Annotated in this window: 19 protein-coding genes and 2 pseudogenes; 9 read left to right on the plus strand and 12 right to left on the minus strand. The window is 32.8% G+C overall.

The features are described 5' to 3' along the window. Positions 1-115 precede the first annotated feature (115 nt). The 3 genes from HMPREF2737_RS01100 to HMPREF2737_RS01110 all read left to right on the plus strand — a co-directional run bounded on the left by HMPREF2737_RS01100 (position 116) and on the right by HMPREF2737_RS01110 (position 4,671). Positions 116-2,785, plus strand: a complete 2,670-nt coding sequence (locus HMPREF2737_RS01100) for an MMPL family transporter (RefSeq protein WP_037552147.1) — start codon at positions 116-118, stop codon at positions 2,783-2,785. A gap of 23 nt (positions 2,786-2,808) precedes the next feature. Beyond that, the gene (locus HMPREF2737_RS01105) at positions 2,809-3,753 is read left to right on the plus strand and encodes a glycine betaine ABC transporter substrate-binding protein (protein WP_037552146.1); all 945 of its coding nucleotides are present in this window, start codon (positions 2,809-2,811) and stop codon (positions 3,751-3,753) included. A gap of 348 nt (positions 3,754-4,101) precedes the next feature. Beyond that, on the plus strand, positions 4,102-4,671 hold the full coding sequence (locus tag HMPREF2737_RS01110; RefSeq protein ID WP_037552144.1) for a TetR/AcrR family transcriptional regulator: 570 nt from the start codon (positions 4,102-4,104) through the stop codon (positions 4,669-4,671). Between the two features lie 40 nt (positions 4,672-4,711). Here the strand turns inward: HMPREF2737_RS01110 and HMPREF2737_RS11535 are convergent, their stop codons facing one another. Both HMPREF2737_RS11535 and HMPREF2737_RS01115 read right to left on the minus strand, forming a co-directional pair. Continuing rightward, positions 4,712-4,885 (minus strand): hypothetical protein, encoded by a 174-nt coding sequence (locus HMPREF2737_RS11535; RefSeq protein ID WP_174165700.1) that lies wholly within the window; start codon positions 4,883-4,885, stop codon positions 4,712-4,714. Positions 4,886-4,950: 65 nt separating this feature from the next. Next, entirely contained in the window at positions 4,951-6,120 is a 1,170-nt protein-coding gene (locus HMPREF2737_RS01115; RefSeq protein WP_176744051.1) for an MFS transporter, read from the minus strand. 233 nt (positions 6,121-6,353) lie between these two features. Here HMPREF2737_RS01115 and HMPREF2737_RS01120 point away from each other — a divergent pair, with 233 nt between their 5' ends. Beyond that, complete coding sequence (locus tag HMPREF2737_RS01120; protein ID WP_037552140.1) at positions 6,354-7,406, plus strand: LLM class flavin-dependent oxidoreductase; 1,053 nt, start codon at positions 6,354-6,356, stop codon at positions 7,404-7,406. Between the two features lie 18 nt (positions 7,407-7,424). Then, a complete protein-coding gene (locus HMPREF2737_RS01125; RefSeq protein ID WP_037538195.1) occupies positions 7,425-7,784 on the plus strand; it encodes a DoxX family protein in 360 nt (119 codons plus the stop codon). Between the two features lie 69 nt (positions 7,785-7,853). On the opposite strand, the gene HMPREF2737_RS01130 is transcribed toward HMPREF2737_RS01125, so the two are convergent. The 5 genes from HMPREF2737_RS01130 to HMPREF2737_RS01145 all read right to left on the minus strand — a co-directional run bounded on the left by HMPREF2737_RS01130 (position 7,854) and on the right by HMPREF2737_RS01145 (position 10,751). Beyond that, positions 7,854-8,693 carry an SDR family oxidoreductase gene (locus HMPREF2737_RS01130; RefSeq protein WP_037552138.1) on the minus strand — a complete coding sequence of 280 codons (840 nt, stop codon included), beginning with the start codon at positions 8,691-8,693 and terminating at the stop codon, positions 7,854-7,856. 141 nt (positions 8,694-8,834) lie between these two features. Continuing rightward, a complete protein-coding gene (locus HMPREF2737_RS01135) occupies positions 8,835-9,311 on the minus strand; it encodes a peptide-methionine (S)-S-oxide reductase (RefSeq protein WP_037552136.1) in 477 nt (158 codons plus the stop codon). A 160-nt stretch (positions 9,312-9,471) separates the two neighbouring features. Further along, on the minus strand, positions 9,472-9,741 hold the full coding sequence (locus HMPREF2737_RS01140) for a hypothetical protein (RefSeq protein ID WP_229664827.1): 270 nt from the start codon (positions 9,739-9,741) through the stop codon (positions 9,472-9,474). Between the two features lie 14 nt (positions 9,742-9,755). Continuing rightward, a complete protein-coding gene (locus HMPREF2737_RS11700) occupies positions 9,756-9,935 on the minus strand; it encodes a hypothetical protein (protein WP_229664826.1) in 180 nt (59 codons plus the stop codon). A gap of 24 nt (positions 9,936-9,959) precedes the next feature. Continuing rightward, positions 9,960-10,751: a DUF4352 domain-containing protein gene (locus tag HMPREF2737_RS01145; protein WP_229664825.1), complete on the minus strand. Its 792-nt coding sequence runs from the start codon at positions 10,749-10,751 to the stop codon at positions 9,960-9,962. Between the two features lie 217 nt (positions 10,752-10,968). Between HMPREF2737_RS01145 and HMPREF2737_RS01150 the strand changes: the two genes are divergently transcribed. Genes HMPREF2737_RS01150 through HMPREF2737_RS01160 form a run of 3 tightly spaced genes read left to right on the plus strand, consistent with a single transcriptional unit; the run spans position 10,969 to position 12,840 of the window. Next, positions 10,969-11,160, plus strand: coding sequence for a hypothetical protein (locus HMPREF2737_RS01150; RefSeq protein WP_037538190.1), 192 nt, complete (start codon positions 10,969-10,971; stop codon positions 11,158-11,160). 21 nt (positions 11,161-11,181) lie between these two features. After that, on the plus strand, positions 11,182-11,838 hold the full coding sequence (locus HMPREF2737_RS01155) for a response regulator transcription factor (RefSeq protein WP_037552134.1): 657 nt from the start codon (positions 11,182-11,184) through the stop codon (positions 11,836-11,838). 3 nt (positions 11,839-11,841) lie between these two features. Beyond that, entirely contained in the window at positions 11,842-12,840 is a 999-nt protein-coding gene (locus HMPREF2737_RS01160; RefSeq protein ID WP_037552131.1) for a sensor histidine kinase, read from the plus strand. Positions 12,841-13,167: 327 nt separating this feature from the next. On the opposite strand, the gene gtfB is transcribed toward HMPREF2737_RS01160, so the two are convergent. The 5 genes and pseudogenes from gtfB to HMPREF2737_RS01185 all read right to left on the minus strand — a co-directional run bounded on the left by gtfB (position 13,168) and on the right by HMPREF2737_RS01185 (position 19,791). Further along, positions 13,168-14,505, minus strand: coding sequence for an accessory Sec system glycosylation chaperone GtfB (gtfB, locus tag HMPREF2737_RS01165; RefSeq protein ID WP_037552130.1), 1,338 nt, complete (start codon positions 14,503-14,505; stop codon positions 13,168-13,170). Continuing rightward, positions 14,498-16,006 carry an accessory Sec system glycosyltransferase GtfA gene (gene gtfA / locus HMPREF2737_RS01170; protein ID WP_037552128.1) on the minus strand — a complete coding sequence of 503 codons (1,509 nt, stop codon included), beginning with the start codon at positions 16,004-16,006 and terminating at the stop codon, positions 14,498-14,500. Before gtfA ends, gtfB begins: the two co-directional genes overlap by 8 nt. Before the next feature lie 16 nt (positions 16,007-16,022). Further along, positions 16,023-17,276, minus strand: a pseudogene (locus HMPREF2737_RS01175) (accessory Sec system translocase SecA2); the annotation flags it as partial. Positions 17,277-17,326: 50 nt separating this feature from the next. Beyond that, positions 17,327-18,646 carry a KxYKxGKxW signal peptide domain-containing protein gene (locus HMPREF2737_RS01180; protein ID WP_052071621.1) on the minus strand — a complete coding sequence of 440 codons (1,320 nt, stop codon included), beginning with the start codon at positions 18,644-18,646 and terminating at the stop codon, positions 17,327-17,329. A 662-nt stretch (positions 18,647-19,308) separates the two neighbouring features. Further along, on the minus strand, positions 19,309-19,791 hold the full coding sequence (locus HMPREF2737_RS01185; RefSeq protein ID WP_037552126.1) for a GNAT family N-acetyltransferase: 483 nt from the start codon (positions 19,789-19,791) through the stop codon (positions 19,309-19,311). A 217-nt stretch (positions 19,792-20,008) separates the two neighbouring features. Between HMPREF2737_RS01185 and HMPREF2737_RS01190 the strand changes: the two are divergent. Beyond that, positions 20,009-20,292, plus strand: a pseudogene (locus HMPREF2737_RS01190) (hypothetical protein); the annotation flags it as partial.

Below are 20,292 nucleotides of genomic sequence, written 5' to 3' on the forward strand. Positions count from 1 at the left end.
GTAACATTTTAAATATGCTTAATTTAAGGTATCGATTTAATGTAATTGCTCACAAATCATCAACACATTACCCATACTTTAAGCGATATAAATTAATGAAATAGGGGGAAATGTCTTGGCAAAGCTATTATACAAACTAGGAAAATTTATAGCTAAGAACAAATGGCTAAGTGTTATAGGATGGCTTGTTATACTAGGTGTCATTATCACGCCATTAATGATAAACTCACCGAAGTTTGACAGTGACATCACTATGAACGGCCTTAAGTCATTAGACACAAACGATAAAATTAGTAAAGAATTTCATCAGGACAGTGAGAAAGCCTCGATGAAAATAGTCTTCCATTCTAATAAGAATGATGGACTCAATAATAAAGATACGAAGAAAGATATTGAAGATGCTTTAGACAATATCAGACAAAATGATGATTATATCCAAAATATCTCTAATCCATATGACAGTGGACAAGTTAACGATGAAGGCGATACCGCTATCGCTAATGTAAGTTATGTAGTTCCACAAACTGGATTAAAAGATTCTTCTAAACATATCATCGACAAAGAATTAAAAGATGTAACTGACAACCACAATGTGCAAATTGAAAAAACTCAAGGTGGCGCTATGAATGCTGAACCTGGTGGTACATCAGAAATTGTCGGTATCGTCGTAGCATTCGTAATCTTACTTATTACCTTTGGTTCACTTATCGCAGCTGGTATGCCAATTATTAGTGCAATCATCGGTTTAGGTTCAAGTGTTGGTATCATCGCATTATTAACATATATCTTTGATATTCCAAACTTCACTCTTACACTAGCTGTAATGATAGGTTTAGCTGTTGGTATTGACTACTCACTCTTTATTCTATTTAGATTTAAAGAACTTAAGAAAAAAGGTGTCGATACTGTAGAAGCTATCGCAACAGCAGTGGGTACAGCAGGTAGTGCTGTAATATTCGCTGGTCTTACAGTTATGATTGCTGTTTGTGGTTTATCACTTGTAGGAATCGACTTCTTAGCGGTTATGGGATTCGCTTCAGCGATTAGTGTGTTATTTGCGGTATTAGCAGCATTAACACTATTACCTGCCCTAATCAGTATCTTCCATAAAAGTATTAAAATTAAAGATAAACCATCTAAAAGTAAAGACCCTAAAGATCATCCTTGGGCAAAATTTATTGTTGGTAAGCCAGTTATCGCTGTTATTGTAAGTTTAATTATTTTAATTTTAGCTGCTATACCAGTCAGTGGCATGCGTTTAGGTATTCCAGATGATAGTTTAAAACCAACTGACTCATCAGAATACAAAGCCTATAAATTAATCTCAGATAATTTTGGCGAAGGTTATAACGGACAAATTGTCATGTTAGTAAATACAAAAGATGGTGGAAGTAAAAGCACTATCGAACGTGACTTAAATAATATGCGTAGTGATTTAGAAGACATTGATAATGTTGATACAGTTTCAAAAGCACAACTAACTGACAACAACAATTACGCATTATTCACAATCATTCCTGAAAAAGGACCGAACTCACAGTCAACAGAAAAACTAGTATATGATTTACGTGATTATCATAGCCAAGCGCAAGAAAAATATGACTATGACACTGAAATTTCAGGACAAAGTGTTATTAACATCGATATGTCAGAAAAACTAAACAACGCTATTCCAGTATTTGCAGGCGTTATCGTTGTATTAGCATTCTTCTTATTAATGATTGTGTTCCGTTCAATCTTAGTTCCATTAAAAGCAGTACTAGGATTTATCCTTTCATTAATGGCTACATTAGGTTTCACAACATTAGTCATTCAACATGGCTTTATGGGTAGCTTATTTGGTATTGAAAACACAGGACCATTACTTGCATTCCTTCCAGTAATCACAATTGGATTGTTATTCGGACTTGCCATCGACTACGAGCTCTTCTTAATGACACGTGTACATGAAGAATACAGTAAGACTGGCGACAATGATCATTCAATCCGTGTAGGTATCAAAGAAAGTGGACCTGTTATCGTAGCTGCTGCACTTATTATGTTCAGTGTATTCATCGCATTCGTCTTCCAAGATGACGGTGCAATTAAGTCAATGGGTATCGCATTAGGTTTCGGTGTGTTATTCGACGCATTCGTCGTACGTATGACATTAATTCCAGCATTGACGAAACTCTTTGGTAAAGCTTCATGGTACCTTCCTAAATGGTTAGGTGCAGTATTGCCAAACGTTGACGTTGAAGGTAAAGCTTTAGAAGAAGATAATCATCACGACACATATTCTGAAAAAGGTCATGTCAACGATAAAAATAATGAATACGCTAGACAAGACAAAGATAACTATGTTTATCAAAATGACAAACGTAACCACAATCGCAATTATAATGACGAAGATTATAACCGTTCTGTGCATTTAGATAATCATCATCGCCAACATCATTATGATAATCAACGTGATGATATCGACTATGAATCACTTTATACTCAAGATGGCGACCATACTTATCATGATGAACGTAATTATAATGATCGACACTATCAAGACAATTACGATAGAAACGATGATTATAGTCATAACAATCATGATCAACAAAATGATAACCATGATTATCATGATGCAAATTTCGATAAAACAACAAACTTATACAAAGAATTAACTGATAGCAATATTGATCAAGATGTATTATTCAAAGCATTAATGTTATACGCTCGTGAAAACAACAAAGGTGTTTACGATAGATATAACCGATCATCTCAACATCGTCATGATGACGAACTTAGAGACTAATATTAAAAAGGAGGAAACACGTTATGTTAAAACGACGTAGTTCGAAATTCTTAGGACTACTAGCCACACTAGCCTTAGCCATAGTGCTAAGTGCTTGTGGTAATAGTGGTAGCGGTAGTGGTTCATCAGACGATAGTCAAACATCACTTGGTAATAAAGAAATCGAAATACCTTATATCGCGAGTGATAATTCAACACCACGTTCACTAGTTATAGCAGAAGTATTGAAAAAAGCAGGTTATGATGTAACAACTACACCAGTAACAGCAAGTGGCCCGTTATATGCTACTGTATCAGAGAACTCTGATTCATTCCATGCATCAGGTATCTTCCCTACTACTGATAAAAGTTACTACGATAAGTTCAAAAGTAAATTAACAATTTATGATGATAAACATTTAATTGATAACGCAAAAGTAGGTTTAGCCGTACCTAAGTACGTGCAAGATGTCGGCTCAATTAGTGACTTAAAAAACAGTGACTTCGGAAAATCTGTAGATTGGACAATTCAAGGCACAGACGCACGTAATGGCGTTATGCAAGAAACTAAAGATGAACTTGATAGTGACAACTTGGATAAATATAGCTTGAAAGAAAGTTCTGACCAAGACCAATTCAAGAAAATTCAATCTGCTTTTAAACAACAAGAACCTATCGTCTTCACATCAATGGAACCTAGCTGGTTCTCTAAAGAATTAGACGTTAAAATGTTGAAAGATCCAGACAACATTTATGGTAATAATAATCAACATATTGACTTAGTATTTAACAAAGACTTTAAAGAAGCACATCCAGCTGCATACACAATTGCAACACGTATGGCAGATGATTGGAGTAAATCTGAAGAAGACAAATTAGCTAAAAAAATCTTTGTTGATAACAAAAATCCAGAACAAGTAGCTAAAGACTATGTGGATGATAATGATAATAAAGTAGATGAATGGTTAGAAGGTATTGAGACTAACTAATTACAAAGTTAAGAAAGACAAATAAAGAATATGCTCGTTTGGTGTAGCATATTTAAAACTCATAATGCAAATTTATAGTAGCAAACCGAGTTGAGAAGGCGCTTAAGACAAACTCTTCTCAATCGTAGCTATATTGCGAGGGAGTGAAACTAAACTCAGTTTCGCTCCCATTTTTTTATATCGCTCTTATAGTATTAAACGTTTCAAATAACTTATTTACTCTTTTTTTATAAACAAATTTAAACGTAATATCAGTTGTTATGTTTGGAAAAATCAACTTTATTGTGATAAATTACTCTTATTATGTCAAGCTATCTGACTAGATTAAATAAATAGGAGAATCAGATAATGCCGTCAGCAAATCAAAAGCGTATGATTAAACATATTCATGAAACTGTATTTATACTTTTACATGATTATCATTTTGATGAAATCACCGTACAAAAAATATGTGACATTGCAGAAATCAACCGCAGTACGTTCTACAGATACTTCCAAGATAAATATGAATTACTCTACACTTTACCTGACTTTATTGGACAACAAATTATAGCTAAAGGTGACACATCAGCAGACATTACAACCCCTGAATCATTTGAAGACTTTCTCTATTACATTGGTAATAATAAAAAGATTTTTAAGCACCTATTAGTTTCGTCTCGACAGGCAGATGTATTTAGAAGCTTATCGAATGTGAGTCGCGAAATGGTGTTAAATAACTCAACTCGTAAGCGTGACCCCTTAGCGCAAAAGATTAGAGAAAGTAAACATCCTGAAATTGTAGCTGATTTTTACAGTAGTGGCGTAATAGAAGTACTACGACGTTGGGTAGAAAATGACTATAACTATACAGTTGAAGAAGTGTTTGAAACATTAAATAATGTGCTTGAAACGTCATTATATTGTTATGATAAATAAAAGCAATCTCACTCTTAATTTATGTGAGATTGCTTTTTTGTCATTTGCGTTTTTTAACGTCTACTGTCTTGTAAACCATAAAAATACTATTAGCTATGATTAATAATGCTAGAATGACCATTGGCCAAATACCTATATTAATCATATTAAATATAATGAGTACTATCATCAAAATAAGATTTAATGCGTTTGAAATCATTAATGATTTATCCACTGAAACCACCTCTTATTACGTTATAACCTAATTCACTAAATTTAATTAGAAATTGGTTACCTCAATTAATATTTCCTACGTGGCATGCATAGTGCAATCATAATAGCGATAATACCAATCATAGCTATAATGTTAAATTGTACTGTGAAACTTGAAATCGTATTTAAAACAATGCTTAGAATAGGTGCAATCGCAGTACCTAAGAATAAAATAAATGTGTTTACTGATAAGAAGAACCCTTGGTTACCTCGAACAGTTAAGCCTACTTTAGAAATTGTTGATGGAATTGCGAAGGCGATACCACATACAAACAGCACACTCCAAATAATTAGTAACACAATGTTTGTTGTTACAGACATTAAGATAAGTGCTACTGTACTCACAACTAATGCACTTAAAATAAGATTTTTAACACCTATGCGATCACTGATTCGTCCTGCAATTAGAGACAACAACATACCAATAATACCAAACAGTTTAGCATTAATCGCAGTTGTTTCATCGCCACCAATTGTATCGGAAGTGACGTAATGATTAAACACTGTATACATACTAATAAACATCGTCAACAATGTTAGCGACACCCCATAGCATAAGAGCACGGCTTTATTCGTTTTAAAATCACTAAAATTATTAAAGAATTTAAGTAATTGGATGTTGGGGTTCTTCACAGGACTTTCAGGAATTTGTCTATGAATAACGAAGGCTAAGATGATATATAGCACCGTTAAAGTGAAATAAACCATATGCCAATTTGAAAAACCTACTATGATCTCACTTAAATTTTGACCAATAATTCCTGATAACATGAAACTCGTACTAATGAAACTAATCGCAGTCATACGTTTGACCGGTGAATAAGTTTCTGTCACGTATGTGATAGATACTGGTGAAAAGGCAGCAGCAAATATACCTTGTATCGCTCTTAAAACGACCAGTATTGCGAAAGAATGTACAAAACCTATAACCATACAAATCATTACAAGCCCACAAATTCCAAATAATATGGTGCGAATTCTCCCATATTTTTCTGAAATAGTTCCATAAAACAAACAACTTACTGAATATGTAACGGAAAATGCAACACCATTTAAAGTTGCAACTGATTGTGGAATTTTAAAGTCTTTAGCAAACTCTGCAGTTAATGGAATTGCCGTATATAAACTGCTCATTACTATAATTCCTGCAATAAAGAATATGGTTGTTATTTTGTTGTAATTCATTGTTTTTTGGATAGACATTTGCTTCTCCCTTCTTTTTATTTTCTACAACATTCCTATTATGACACTTTCACTTATTTTTCAAAAGACTATTTGGAATTGACAAAATACTTTTAAAGTTCTTTCATTTAAAAATCACATATTCGCTTTTTAAAATAAAAATCTCTAATTCGAAACATTTCTATTGACTAATCCTAAAATAAGGACTACAATTCTAGTATAAAATTTATACCAATGGAGGTGACGTGTTGAAAATAGAATTAGGATTGACTTCATTTGCAGATAATGGTGATATGGTTATGCCTGATGGTACACAAGCTGCTGTTTCAAATGCTCAGAGAATTCGCGATATTGTAGAAGAAATTGAACTAGCTGATCAATTAGGATTAGATATATATGGATTAGGTGAACATCATCGTCCTGATTATGCTGTATCAGATCCAGTGACCGTACTTGCTGTTGCAGCATCACGTACTGAGCATATTAAATTGTCATCTGCAGTAACTGTGTTATCATCAGATGACCCAGTACGTGTGTATCAACGATATGCGACATTAGACGCCGTATCTAATGGACGTGCTGAAATTATGATTGGACGAGGGTCATTCATCGAATCTTTCCCATTATTCGGTTATAATTTAAATGACTACGAAGACTTATTTAATGAAAAGTTGCAATTATTACTAAAAATCAACGAACATGAAGTTGTAAGTTGGGATGGTAAATTACGTCCAAGTTTCGACCCAACAGGTATTTATCCACGTGTCGAACATGGTAAGTTACCTATTTCCATTGCAACTGGTGGTACACCTGAATCATCATTAAGAGCTGGTGCCTTTGGGTTACCAATAACGTATGCGATTATTGGTGGTAATCCTAGACGATTTACACGCAATATTGAGATTTATAAATCTGTCGCAGAATCTTACGGTCATAATCCAGACGAATTATCCGTATCGGTACACTCATGGGGGTACATCGCTGAAACAGACGAGGACGCTAAGAAAGAATTCTTCCCTTCTTTAAAGGCACACCATGATATTTTAGGTCGTGAACGTGGATGGCCTAGCTTTGACGAGAATATGTTTGAAAGAGAAGTAGGAAGTCAGGGCGCAATCTATCTGGGTAGTCCTGAGACGGTTGCCCAAAAAATTATTGAAACTGTTGAAACGTTAGGTCTTAACCGTTTTATGATTCATACACCTGTAGGTTCAATGCCTCATGAGTATGTAATGAAATCAATCCGTCTATTTGGCGAACGCGTTAAACCTATTGTTGATAAATATTTTGAAAACAAATAAAAAGGAGATTTTTAAATTATGATTTTACGTTATGCTGCAAACTTAAAACTTGCTAAAGAATTATACACTGCTTCAAAACCTAAATTAAAAGGTGACCAAGAAATGAAAGATACATTCCAAAATGTATTCGGCTTACCAGAAAGCTCAGTTAAATTAGCTGGTACTGTAGAAGCTGCTGCCGCTGCTTTTTATGCTGCTAGTTTCTTAAACAAAAACTTATCACGTTTAGGTTCAATTGCTACTTTCGGTGTATTAGGCGTTGCTGCTTACAAACACTTTGAAGCTGGACATGGTAAAGAAGGCGCTCAACACGCTTTAGACTTATTAGGTTTAGCTGCATTAAGCTTTGCTGATACTTTCGATTGCGATAACAAATAGTATCGTTAAACTTTATAATGTAAAAGTAGGACGTGCGATGACTATCATCACACGTCCTATTTTTAATGTTCACTTTTTTAAAAATTCTGGGAAAGTTTGTGGTTTATCATGCACTAGTTGTTCAAAATCATTTGAATGTTGATCAAGTAACCCTCTTGCACCTGCTTCGTACATTGATGCAAGCAATGCACCAAACCCTTTAGGTTCATCATACATTTCTGAGAACTTTTCCAAAGAAACAGGACTATATTCAATCTTAGAACCTGCTGCTTCAGACAAAATTGCTGCTAATTCTGTCATAGAATAACTATAGCCAGATAGTAAATATCTGTGTCCAAATTTATCTGGTTGTTGTAATAATGCTACGATACCTCTAGCAATATCATCTCTAGAAATATAATTAATGCGGCCATCACCCGCTGGATAAATGAGTTTCCGCATATCTGCAAGTTCTGGTAAATAAGGTTTCAATGGATCCATATACATCGCCATTCTGACATAAGTATATTTAAGACCACTAGATGCAAGTAAACGTTCAGCGTAACCAAAGTATGGACTCATATGGAAAGGATTATTATGTTGATCTGCATAGTATCCAATAAACATAATGTGTGAGACATGTGCTTTATGAGCTGCACTAACTAAATTCTCCACTTCTGGGAGTCGCTTAAATGACGGATGAATAATACTCGGAATAAATATAACCGTATCAATACCTTTGAATGCACGAACCATACTTTCCTCATTAAAATAATCTAATTCTCTAACGCCTACTTTATCTTTCCAGTGTGATGGCATTTTATCTGGATTACGTATCCCAATATTAAAATCAGACACCTGTTCTTTAACTGCATGTTCAGTGATATGTGACCCAAGATGCCCGGTTGCGCCTGTAAGTAAAATCGTCATTACTATCGCTTCTTTCTTTTATAATTTAATTACTTTCTATAGTACTGTATTGCCCAAATTTGTCTGGATATACGTATTCTTAATGACATTGTTTCGAACTAACCTACACAAAATAGTGATTATTGTAACAGCTCATATTTTTCAAAGATATTTTTTCAACATGTCAGGCGTAACATGACAGTATGAGATATCCTCTGGATGTTTATCGAGTCTGTCTTGATGTTCCTCATCACTTGCAACGTAATTATTTAAATGTAACACTTCTACGGCAATTAGCTCTTTATCAGGTCGTTTTGAGATGAAGTCGCGTGCTTCTTCAAGATGCTTCTGTTCATCACTATAAATACCTGTACGATATTTGGGTCCTTCATCAACACCTTGTTTGTTAATACTATATGGATCTATTATCTCAAAAAGATAATTCATTAAGTCGGTAATTGATGTCTGCATAGGGTCGAATGTCGTTTTGACACATTCTGCATAGCCGTCATATTTGTCACTAAGTGTTTCAGATATCCCATTTGCACGTCCCGCTTCAGTCGATAAGACACCTGGCAATGTTTTTATAAACGCTTGAACTCCCCATAAACATCCACCTGCAATGTACACAGTTTCCATCTTTAACACCTCATTTCGAATCATAATTAAAAAAATAAAAGGAACTTTGTCATAGTTTCTTCTATTCTATCAAATTATTTCCTAACTAATGCGATAATCCCAGCAGCGAGGATTAGAATACCTGATAAATAACCAAAAAATCCTAATAAATATATATGAATTATTGCAGCAACAAATGTATAATACTAATTAAAACACGTCTTTTATTAATTAAACAGCTTAATGTTAAAGTTATTGCTGATAAAATAATAGAGCTGGTTGCCACAATAGTCATTAATCCAACTAGTTCTGAACCATAACTTTTATCATAGTTTGTTAGAATTAGCGCAATCAATCCACCAATAATTCCAAATATACTTCCTGTTATTCCAAGAATCATTTCAATAATTCTGTTAGTTGGTTTAGGTTCATTCATATAATTATGTTCCATTGTTGTCTCCTTTTCTATGCTGCGTCATCTTCAGAAGAAGTATCTTCTGTATCTTCTGTTCCACTGTCTAATGATGAATCATCAGAACCAAGACCATTTGAATTGTCATCAGATTCAGATGCTTCATTTTCAGCTTGTTCTGCTTGTTGTTGTTCATATTCTTCTTGAGTCAATTGGTCTTCATAATCTTGCATTGCTTTTTCGTATTCTTTTTCGCTTTAGCATTCTTTCTCATACAATGCTTCTACACGAGCTTCTAATTGATCATACTCACTTTCTAACACATCTTTAGATACATGGTTCATCTTTTCACCATCAGTGAGTGAATTATATTCATCTACTAAAGCATTATACATATAAGCAGGGTATGTCACGCCCACGTCCGCTTGATCAAAATCATCATTTTCTTTTTTACTAGAAGATGTTGTATCTGATTCGTCCTCAACATCTGTAGTTGAGCTAGTCGAAGTATCTTTAGTGACATTTGAATTCTTAATTTCTGATTTATTAATAATCCATTGTGCCCTAACTTTGTTGAAATTAGGTACGGTATCTAATTCTAAAGTATAATGATCACTATCCGGTACATCATAAGTAATGTAGCCTGATGCAGTGTTATGTTGATTTAATTGGTGGCTAAACCCTTCATGCATATCTTCACTACCATACCATTCTTGATAATTCTCGTTATTTACTTTCATACTGAAATCAGTATTATCCATTAAAACTTGATCATCGTTATTATTTCTAAACTTTATGTATACTCTCAAGGCTTTGCCATTTACAGGCGCACTATACTCATCATGGTTATCTACGAATTCTACTTTAACTACTTTAATATCTACACCGTCAGCATCCACGACTTGACCTATTTTAAATTTTTTCATTTTGTCTGTAGCTTTAGCCTTGTTATTGGCTTCTTCACCTTCTGCTTTATCTTTGTTGTCACTGAAGGAACATCTTCCTAAAAATACTAAAAATATAATACTTATAAAAAATAATCTTTTCATATTAGCCTCCTCATCTTTTTTGTAAATTGAAAAGATACTATTTACATATATTTTTTATACTTGATTTAGATTTTTTAGTGACATAAATAATTAATTGTTATCCCAACCTTTCATACTCTTTTATATGAATTTAAGAAGATAATACGAATTATTCATAACTTTTTCAGAATTAGTTTTTAAAATGGAATTACAAAATCAGATAAAGGAGTGCATATGAATGACTGGTATCATATCATCAGTATTATTACTCATTTCAATGGGGAGTTTAGCAGTAGCTTTTTTAACAGGAATATACGAAATACTTTCATGGTTAAGAGATAAAGATTATTCTCCTACATTTAAAATTCCCGTATTATTCTTTGGTTTATACGTGCTATTCTATATACCAACATTTATATTAATTAATTAATAAAACATGGAGGTGAAATATATGGAGGGGTTTCATATTTTATTAGTAGAAGACGATGAAACCATCGCTAAAAATTTAAAACAAATATTACAACAAAAAGGTGCACAGGTGACATTAGATAGAACTGGAGATAGCGTTTTTAACGTATTGAATGACGTTCATATCATTATTATGGATATTATGTTACCCAATAATGATGGTTTGTCTATCACTGATGGGATAAGAAGCATTTCTACTATACCTATTATTTATTTATCAGCAAGAGTTGATATCGATTCTAAAGTTAAAGGTTTGAATAATGGCGATGATTACCTTACCAAACCTTTCAATCCGAGAGAACTTATTTCTAGGATTAATAATCTTTTAACTATCCATTATGCTGATAAAGAGGCTCAATTTTATGAGTTTAAAGTTAATGCTAAAGACAAGATAATCAAATCTAATGATGGAAACCAATTATCTTTAACTAAAACGGAACGTCGATTATTTTTCTATATGTATGAAAACAGAAATTTGATTTTAACTAAGGATCAAATTATTGATTACGTTTGGCAATTTGAATCCGCTTCTGAAAATACTTTGAACGCTTATGTAAAAAAATTAAGAACTAAGTTATTAGATTCTGGAACAATTATTGAGACAATTTATGGTATTGGTTATAGATTAAATGGGGGCTAATTTATGAGACTATTAAAAAAATACTATATGTTCATGGGATTGGGTTTATTATCGATACCTCTAGTTTTTTTAGCTATCAATAGTATGATACTACTATGTATTCTATTTATTGAAAAAGTCTTGGGTTATCCAATCGGTTTAAATTTTAAATCCAGTGGTCTTACAATAATTTTTTATATCTTTTTCTTCTTAATTCTAATTACTTTAGTTATTATTGCTTCACGCTATGTATATAAAATTGTGGATCGTTTACGTTTACTTAATGATAAATTATTAGACATTGCTAATAGTGACAAATTACCTAATAAATTAGACATACCTACTCATATAAATGACGAAATTGATGAAGTTGGCCAATCTATAAATATCTTAATAGACAGACTAAGATATAGAGAGTTAGAAATCATCGAAAACAAAAAGCAAGAACAAAATTACATTAATCAACTTGCCCATGATATTAATACGCCTCTAACTGCATTAAATTTAGAGTTATACCAACTCGGATTTCAATACCAAATTAATGATAATGATATAGAGTTATCTTATGAAAAGATAAACTATATTTCTAATTTAATTAAAGCATTACCTAACAAAGATGATATTTCTAGATTTTATACGTTTAACCACCAAGTTGATATACAAGCATGTATAAACACAACAATTGATAAATGGCACTATCTATTAGATTCAAAGAACATTCTAACCATTCTAAATGTTGAAGGTAACCCTATTTATTGGCTTGGTGACCAATTATGGTATGAGCGTTTATTTGATAACATTATTTCTAATATTTATAAACATTCTGATTCATCGCGTATTACCATTTTTCTAAACGAGGATTATATTACTATTCAGGATAATGGTATTGGCTTTAATGATATGTCTACTAAATCTAAAGGTTTGACTATTATTAAAGATATTTGCGAAAGATTCTCTTTAAAATTAAATATTAAATCTGATTCTAACGGTACTATAATCACTATTGAAAACAACAGAGAGTAATTATTTATATAAATCATTTATTTGTTAAAACTAGATATACTTTCTTAAAAATTGTTTTAAATTAAAACCACATAAGAAACATAAGCGTTCACATTCTTTCGTGTGTAGTTCTAAGATAAATTACGAAACATAGTTGCGAAGACTCCTAGGGGAGCATCTCAACTAAAGTGGAATGATGAACCTAAGTGCTATGACACACCAGGAACGCGTATCAACTTATTTGAGTAATCATCTATCTAAGAACACCTTTACAAAACAAAAAAGCTTTTGAGTAAAAGTAGACTTTTTGTAAGTCTTCATTTATCTCAAAAGCTTTATTATCCTCATTTAATGATTTAACGCATTCGTAATGACATTTTTAAACGTAGTTTCTTCAATACGATTATTCTGTTCTTGTTGTGCATTGACTCGCTCTTTAAATACACTTGGTTCCTTAGCAATTTCATTTAATATATCAATTAATTGTTGAGGTTCGTCTTGCTTTGTAATATTCTTTTTAGCAATAAATGAACGACGATGCGCAGTTTCATCATAAGCCAAAATTAATTGATTATGGAGCATTGCACGTTCAATAGCATTAACGATTTCTCCACCTTTATTGATATCTAAATAAACATCACATGTTTGGAATAATTGATCAATCTTCGCTTGGGTGATTGTTGGATGAAGTTTAACGTTATCATATTTACCCAACCCCATTAATTTAGGTGACATTTCGGTAATAGCACCAATATGAAATTCATAATCTTCACACTGTCGTATAATTTCTTCTAAATTTGGAAGATCATCAGAATTCGTTAAATTAAGTACTTGCTTGTTATAATTATTAGCCTTCTGATAATCATACAAGTAGCCCAATTGACTGATGAAAGGACGATACTGCGCCTCAACATTTGATGTAATAGCCTCAAATTCTGCACTATCTGGGATAATTACTTTTGAATTCAGCGTCTCTTTATCTAACAATAACTTCATATTTCCCGGGACATTACTATGACTTTGTTCTTGCCAGAATAACACTGCATTCGACATATGATTCGATTGATATAACACGAAAAATGGTGTTGCCAATGAATTGATGAAGACAGTTGAAGTATCAACATCTATTTGGTCTAAATAGAAGCTAATGAAGTCTTGTTTTGACGCAAAGAAATGCGATTGACCTTGCCAATCTAATATAATATCTTTTGTGACAAAGTTTTCATATAATACTTCTTTCCCTTGACGATCGACGTAAGTCTTCAAGATGGGCTTTTTATTTAAATCATATACCGTTTCCGCAAATTTAAATCCATCTTTGTTATAAAAATCGACCGAACGCAAACGGTCCTTTGTATCAAACCACTCCACAAAACTCACAATTCGATTTTTAAAATGCTCGCGATAAAATATTCGCCCTCTTACATTACCATTATCTATAATTTCTGCATGATTATAATTACCTTTAATTTCCCATAATGGTGGCACTTGAACCTCATTAAAAAATGCTGGTTTATCGTCATCATTTCGTTTATAATTTGCAAAAAATTGATACGGCGTCATGACGTTATCGGGTAAAAAACCGTCATCATCCATCACAATGGTCTCATGTTTAAATCCTGCAAATTGAAGTGATTGTTGAAGTTTTTGTGATGCTTCATCAAATATTTCAAATAAATTAATCATATAGCACCTCATCAATTAGATTTTGCCACTTTTGCGTAATATGCTCAGTTTTAAATGATTCTGCAATTTTATAAGATTTCTCATGCGAATGCTTAAGCCCATCATTAAAATACTGAACAATTTTTTCAGCCATAAGATTTGTAATGACTTCGACATCTTGGTTATCTTTATCAATTGGTATGAGATATCCATTCTCACCGTGACTAATAAATGTTGGATTACCGTAATTCACATCGAATCCTATCATGCCTAATCCAGAACCTACCGCTTCCATTAAGGTCAAACCGAACCCTTCACTTGTTGAAGCCGATACAAATAAATCATAGTTCACATAGATTTCATCTAACTTCTTATGACCTTTAAGTTGAATATAATCTTGTGCTTCATTTTCTTTAATGATTTCTTCAATTTTCGATCTTTCGTTACCATGACCATATATATCAAATGTTAATTTTGGGACTTTCTTTTTAGCTTTAATTACAGCTTTCGCAATCCAATCTATATGTTTTTCACTAGCTAACCTAGAAGCCGTAAGCATAGAATATCGCTTTCTTTCCCCAATTGGATAACTTAATTGATGTAGACTACCTACTGGGATAGTTCTGACACGAGGTTGATGTGATGTATATTTTTGGAATTGCTCGGATAAAACTTGATTTTGTAAATCCGTCGCAGTGATATAAAAATCGATATATGGTGCTTGTGCAAATACATATTCGTAATAGTTATTCCACAAAATGTAGCTATCATTTGTAGCATTTTCGCTATAATGTTCCGCATGTACAACAATACCGACTTTACTTGATCCTTTATGTTCTAATATACTTTGACCAACTTCAGTCGATCTATCAATAATAACGATATCTTGTTCAGTCAGATGCAACTTTTTCATAAAATAAGCTACAAATTCCTGTTTACTGTATAATCTAGCATCCTCAAATACATAGACACTCGATTCTCCGTCTATATATTCTTTATAAGCAATAGAGCCATCCTCATTGTAAAACTGTCGCTTATATAATTTGGCACGATTCTCATATGGTGCATAATATTCCGAGAAAGTTCGTACATAGCTATAGTAATCTTTCCGAACTAACATACCATTGACGACAAATTCTGCACGATCGACAATAATGTCATCTTCATTCTTCAAATAACAGCTCACATAGGATTTATCATTCCCGATGTATAAGCGCATAGTTTTACCAGTAACCACTTGGGCAGTGACAGGATTACCTAAATCCTTTTTCAAGTCATCAACCGTATACGTTGTTGGTGCGATAGGTATATCACTGAAATATTGATACAGCCATATCACTTCATCATCTTTAAACCCGATATTGTCAGTTAACGTTTGAATGTTCTCTGCGGAAATAAAGTCTAGAAAGATAAATTTAGCTGGTTGATTTACCTCTCTTAATAATTTGGCACGATAAGCTTGAGCATATTCTACACCACTGCTCGCCCACCCAATGCCAAAATTAATATTATTTATTGTCATCTATGAACACCTCATTTTAAGGAAAATGTACTACTAAATCTTGATCTTTATCAAACGTTAGAATACTTAAACATAAATTACGAATCGTTGCCCGTTTAATATTTATCAGCATCATTTCATATGTTTCTAAAGCTACTTTATGATATTCGAATATTGCATTTCGTTGACCATTTTGTCGATTATTAACACTCGCTTTAAGTTGTTGAAGTTGATCAACTTGATTTATCCATTCTACATCTATGGCTTTCAATATTGCTTTTTGAAGAAATCGTAATTTAAAATAATCGTTATTTGCAATTTTCATATTCTCTTTTAATTGTTTGTTAAATTGTTGCACTAGATAATCAATGGTTTGTTCACGTGTTTGAATCTGTTGGCTAATAGCGTCATCTTTGAAACTAAAGCTCAACTGCTCATAAATATATTTGATGATGTCATCTTTATTATGAATATGCTTTGTTCTCAAATCATAGTCAAAGACATCACGCGCTAGCGAATCAAAGTCAAATGCACTGAAGTCTGACGTTTCAAGAATACGATTGCGCTCTTCATACACACGATCACGTTGAATGCCGATACTTTTTTCGAATTCATTAGCCATTTCACGCGCCATCATTGCGGTTTCTTCAGATACACGCTGTGCTTTAGAGACAATCCCTCTTACTCTTCTTCTGAAAAAAGGGCTATCTTGTAGTTTGTCTGGATCAACGTCTTTTAGTTTTTCATTTTCAGCTAGTTTAGAGTTACTCCAACGTTTAACAATATAATCATCTAATGATACATAAATCTGTGAAACACCTGGGTCACCTTGACGACCAGAGCGTCCACGCAATTGTCGGTCAACTCTGCTATTCTCCATATGTTCATTGATTATGACTGCAAGTCCTCCGAGCTCATAGACTCCAGAGCCAAGCTTAATGTCTGTACCACGACCAGCCATACTAGTTGAAACTGTAACAGCACCCAGTTGTCCTGCCTCAGCAATCATTTGTGCTTCTTTAGCAACATTCTGTGCAATTAATAAGTTATTAGGGATTTTGTCTTTAAATAATTGGGTTGAAAAATATTCAGCCGCTTCTGCAGTTCTTGTTATTAAGAGTACTGGTTGTTTAGTGGCATGAATTTCTTTTACTTTCTCAAGTATCGCTTTATTCTTTTCATCGGATTTCGCATATACCCGGTCTTCTTTATCATTTGGATCAGTTACAGTAACTTTTTGACCATTAAAAAAGTCAGTACCACCTGTCACAGATGTAGAGTATGGATCAAATGTAAACGATGTATCGCCCCCAGAATTAATAGGAACTGTCCATGTCGTTGTTAAACCATAGCCCTTTTAGCCTGAGTTCCATTCATTTGATAACCATTTGCCCAAGTATATCCATTACCTTGTTTAACCATAACTGTTGTATTTTCTTTTGGAACGCTAATCTTTGCACCTGTTGAGTCTGTAATATAGTTCGTGGCAGATGAAGGAGTTCCATATCCGTTACCTAATGTAAACATTGTTTGATTAGATGTACCTGTATTGTATATTGCATAACCATCTTTTAATGAAGTCGGTATTTCAACCGTTGTAGTTGCTGGATTATCATATGTAACTGTATAAGTAAATGTCATAGACGTTCCATTATTAACAGTTGTTAATTTATAGTAAATTGGTATGTTATAATTTGTGTCAGTCCCTGCACCTGTATAAGTATTTGTAGTTGACGTTGCTGCGAATGTTGTTGACAATCTACTAAATGTTCTAAGTTTTAGTGGTGCTGTACTTGTAGATGTACTTGTTGAATCGCTCACTAATAATGTAGAACCTAAATCTGTATTTATCTGACTTTCTGAAGTACTCGTTAACTGTGACGTCGTTGAATTAGTAGAAACTGTTGAACCACTATTACTGTCTGATGTAGAATTTGATGCCGTTATACTATTTGATTCTGTTGAATTTTTTCTTATTTGATTATCTTTTGTACTTGTTGACGTAATACTATTATCACTGGTTGAAGTACTACCTTTTTGACTATCAGTAGATGTCGTGTTGGCTTGACTATTAGTATCTTTCTCTGAAGTGGCGCTATTATTACTTGTTGAATTATCAGTAGTTGATGAACTTGAAGCTTTAGTATCAGAATTTGATGTAGATTTATCTGACGTTGAATCTGTACTTGTTTGACTATCTGTTGTAGATGATGAAGTACTTTTTTCTGTTAAATTTGTACTAGATGTAGCATCTTGGGAGGTACTTGTTTGACTTGAAATAGACTCAGTTGTTGAGGTTTCAGAGTTTGTAACTGTGGTTGAGTTTTGATTTGCAACTGTTTCACTATTAGATGCAATTTCTGAAGTCATTGGTGTTTCAGAAGCTGCGTATGCGTGATGATCATTCAACATTGCAAATGTAAAGGCGCCTCCTACTAAACCTGTCGCCTTCATCGCTTGATTTTTAAAATTTTTATCTTTATTAGTATCTAAATTATTAATTTGTTCAACATCTTTATTTAAAAAGGGTAGACCTAACACTTTAAGTAATTGAACTTCTCTAATCCCAGCTTTAATCCATTGTTTACCAGATTTATAAAGTTTGACCCTAGCTTTTTCTTGACCAAAGGAACGTTTAAAATTTCTCTCTTTTCTCGACATAATACTCTCCTTTATTCTCACACTTACTTCCCAATTGACTAATTGACCACAATTAATTTGAATGTACATCATTATAGTTCACTTTACATGTAAATTTCAACAGAATTAGAACATCTATATATATAGTTTTTCTAGGTTTTATTGCACAAAACTCAATAACATTCAATCATCTATTCAAAATTGATTTTAGTGTTAATCTTGCAATACGTATATGAAGCTTGATTTAATAAGATATAATGGTAAAAATAACCTCAACCAATAAACATAAGCACATAACCACTTCAATGATTAGGGTTAAAATTCATTAAACTGCATGTAAATACATAGAATTAAACTATATAACAATTTTGTAACTATCCTAATTTTATTCATCGTATTTAAAATAAGGATGTATTGAAGAATTATTATTGAATACAGAATATTTAAGTTGAAATAGAACTCGTTTCTTCTTATTGAAATATAGTTTTCTTATACTTTTAAAATTGAAATTTAAAAATTAATCAAAAACTTTAAAAAGAAAGTATTATTTAATTACTGGAGTGAATGTCCAAAGAGGGAAATATCTATTTAAAATGTGAGAATAAAAAATGTTAGAACACTCAAGAAATAATTTAAACATAATATAGATATAAGGTTGAAATGTATTCGTCTCAACCTTATCCTTACACTTCTTTAACCATGTTATACCACTTTATACTAGCATGTTGTGAGGTTGACTCTCCCTCATTGTTGTAGCCATAACGTTCATACAATGACACTAAAGCTTCTCGACATGTGAGTGTCACACCGCATCTTAATTGTTGCTTCGCCAGTTTCTCAAATTGCTCTAACAGTTTGCCCGCAATCCCTTGTCCTTGATAATCTTTGTTAACGACTAGACCTAATACACTAAGATAACCACCACTGTTAGGGTTGGATTGAATCTCTTCAAATAAGTCGTCGGTTATATATCGTTGATTAATTACAGGTCCATTAATATATCCGATTATGCGTCCTTCCTTTTTAGCGATAATGAATGTATCAGGTATTTTATTGATTCTCTGTTTCAAAGTTTTTGGCGTTGCCGCTTCATCTGGCGTAAAGCCCTCATTTTCAAGTTGAATAAGTGAGAACAAGTCTTCTTCTGTAACTTTGCGTAATTGCATTAAAACACCCTCTCTTAGTTTCAAAAAGTTGATTATATAATATCATACGCTTGTCTTAAATAAATGTATGACAAAACTGTCATTCAGTTGATAGAAGATATTAAGGTTTAAATTAAATTATTATGTTAAGTTATTAATATACATATTTATGATATTTTTAATTATTAAATAATCATCTTTATGTATGAAGAATGCTTTTTACTAAGGAGTGAATAAATTGATTAAAAGACGTTTTAAATATGCTTTTGGAACAACATTGGTAACATCATCACTATTACTTATGTCACACGGCCATGCTTTTGCAGCAACAAGTAACATTGACCAAGAGTTCAACCATGATAACAATGGTCACCCAATTACATCCCAAGATAGTAACAACAATGTAGATCCTGGTTTCAACCATGATGTTGATGACAATAACGATACTGATCCTGGTTTCAATCATGATGTAATTAACAATAATGACCCTACTAAACACCAAGCTGAAGATAATGACATGGG

Origin of the sequence: Staphylococcus sp. HMSC069D12, from assembly GCF_001810405.1 — a bacterium.
In the GTDB taxonomy this organism is placed as follows: domain Bacteria; phylum Bacillota; class Bacilli; order Staphylococcales; family Staphylococcaceae; genus Staphylococcus; species Staphylococcus haemolyticus.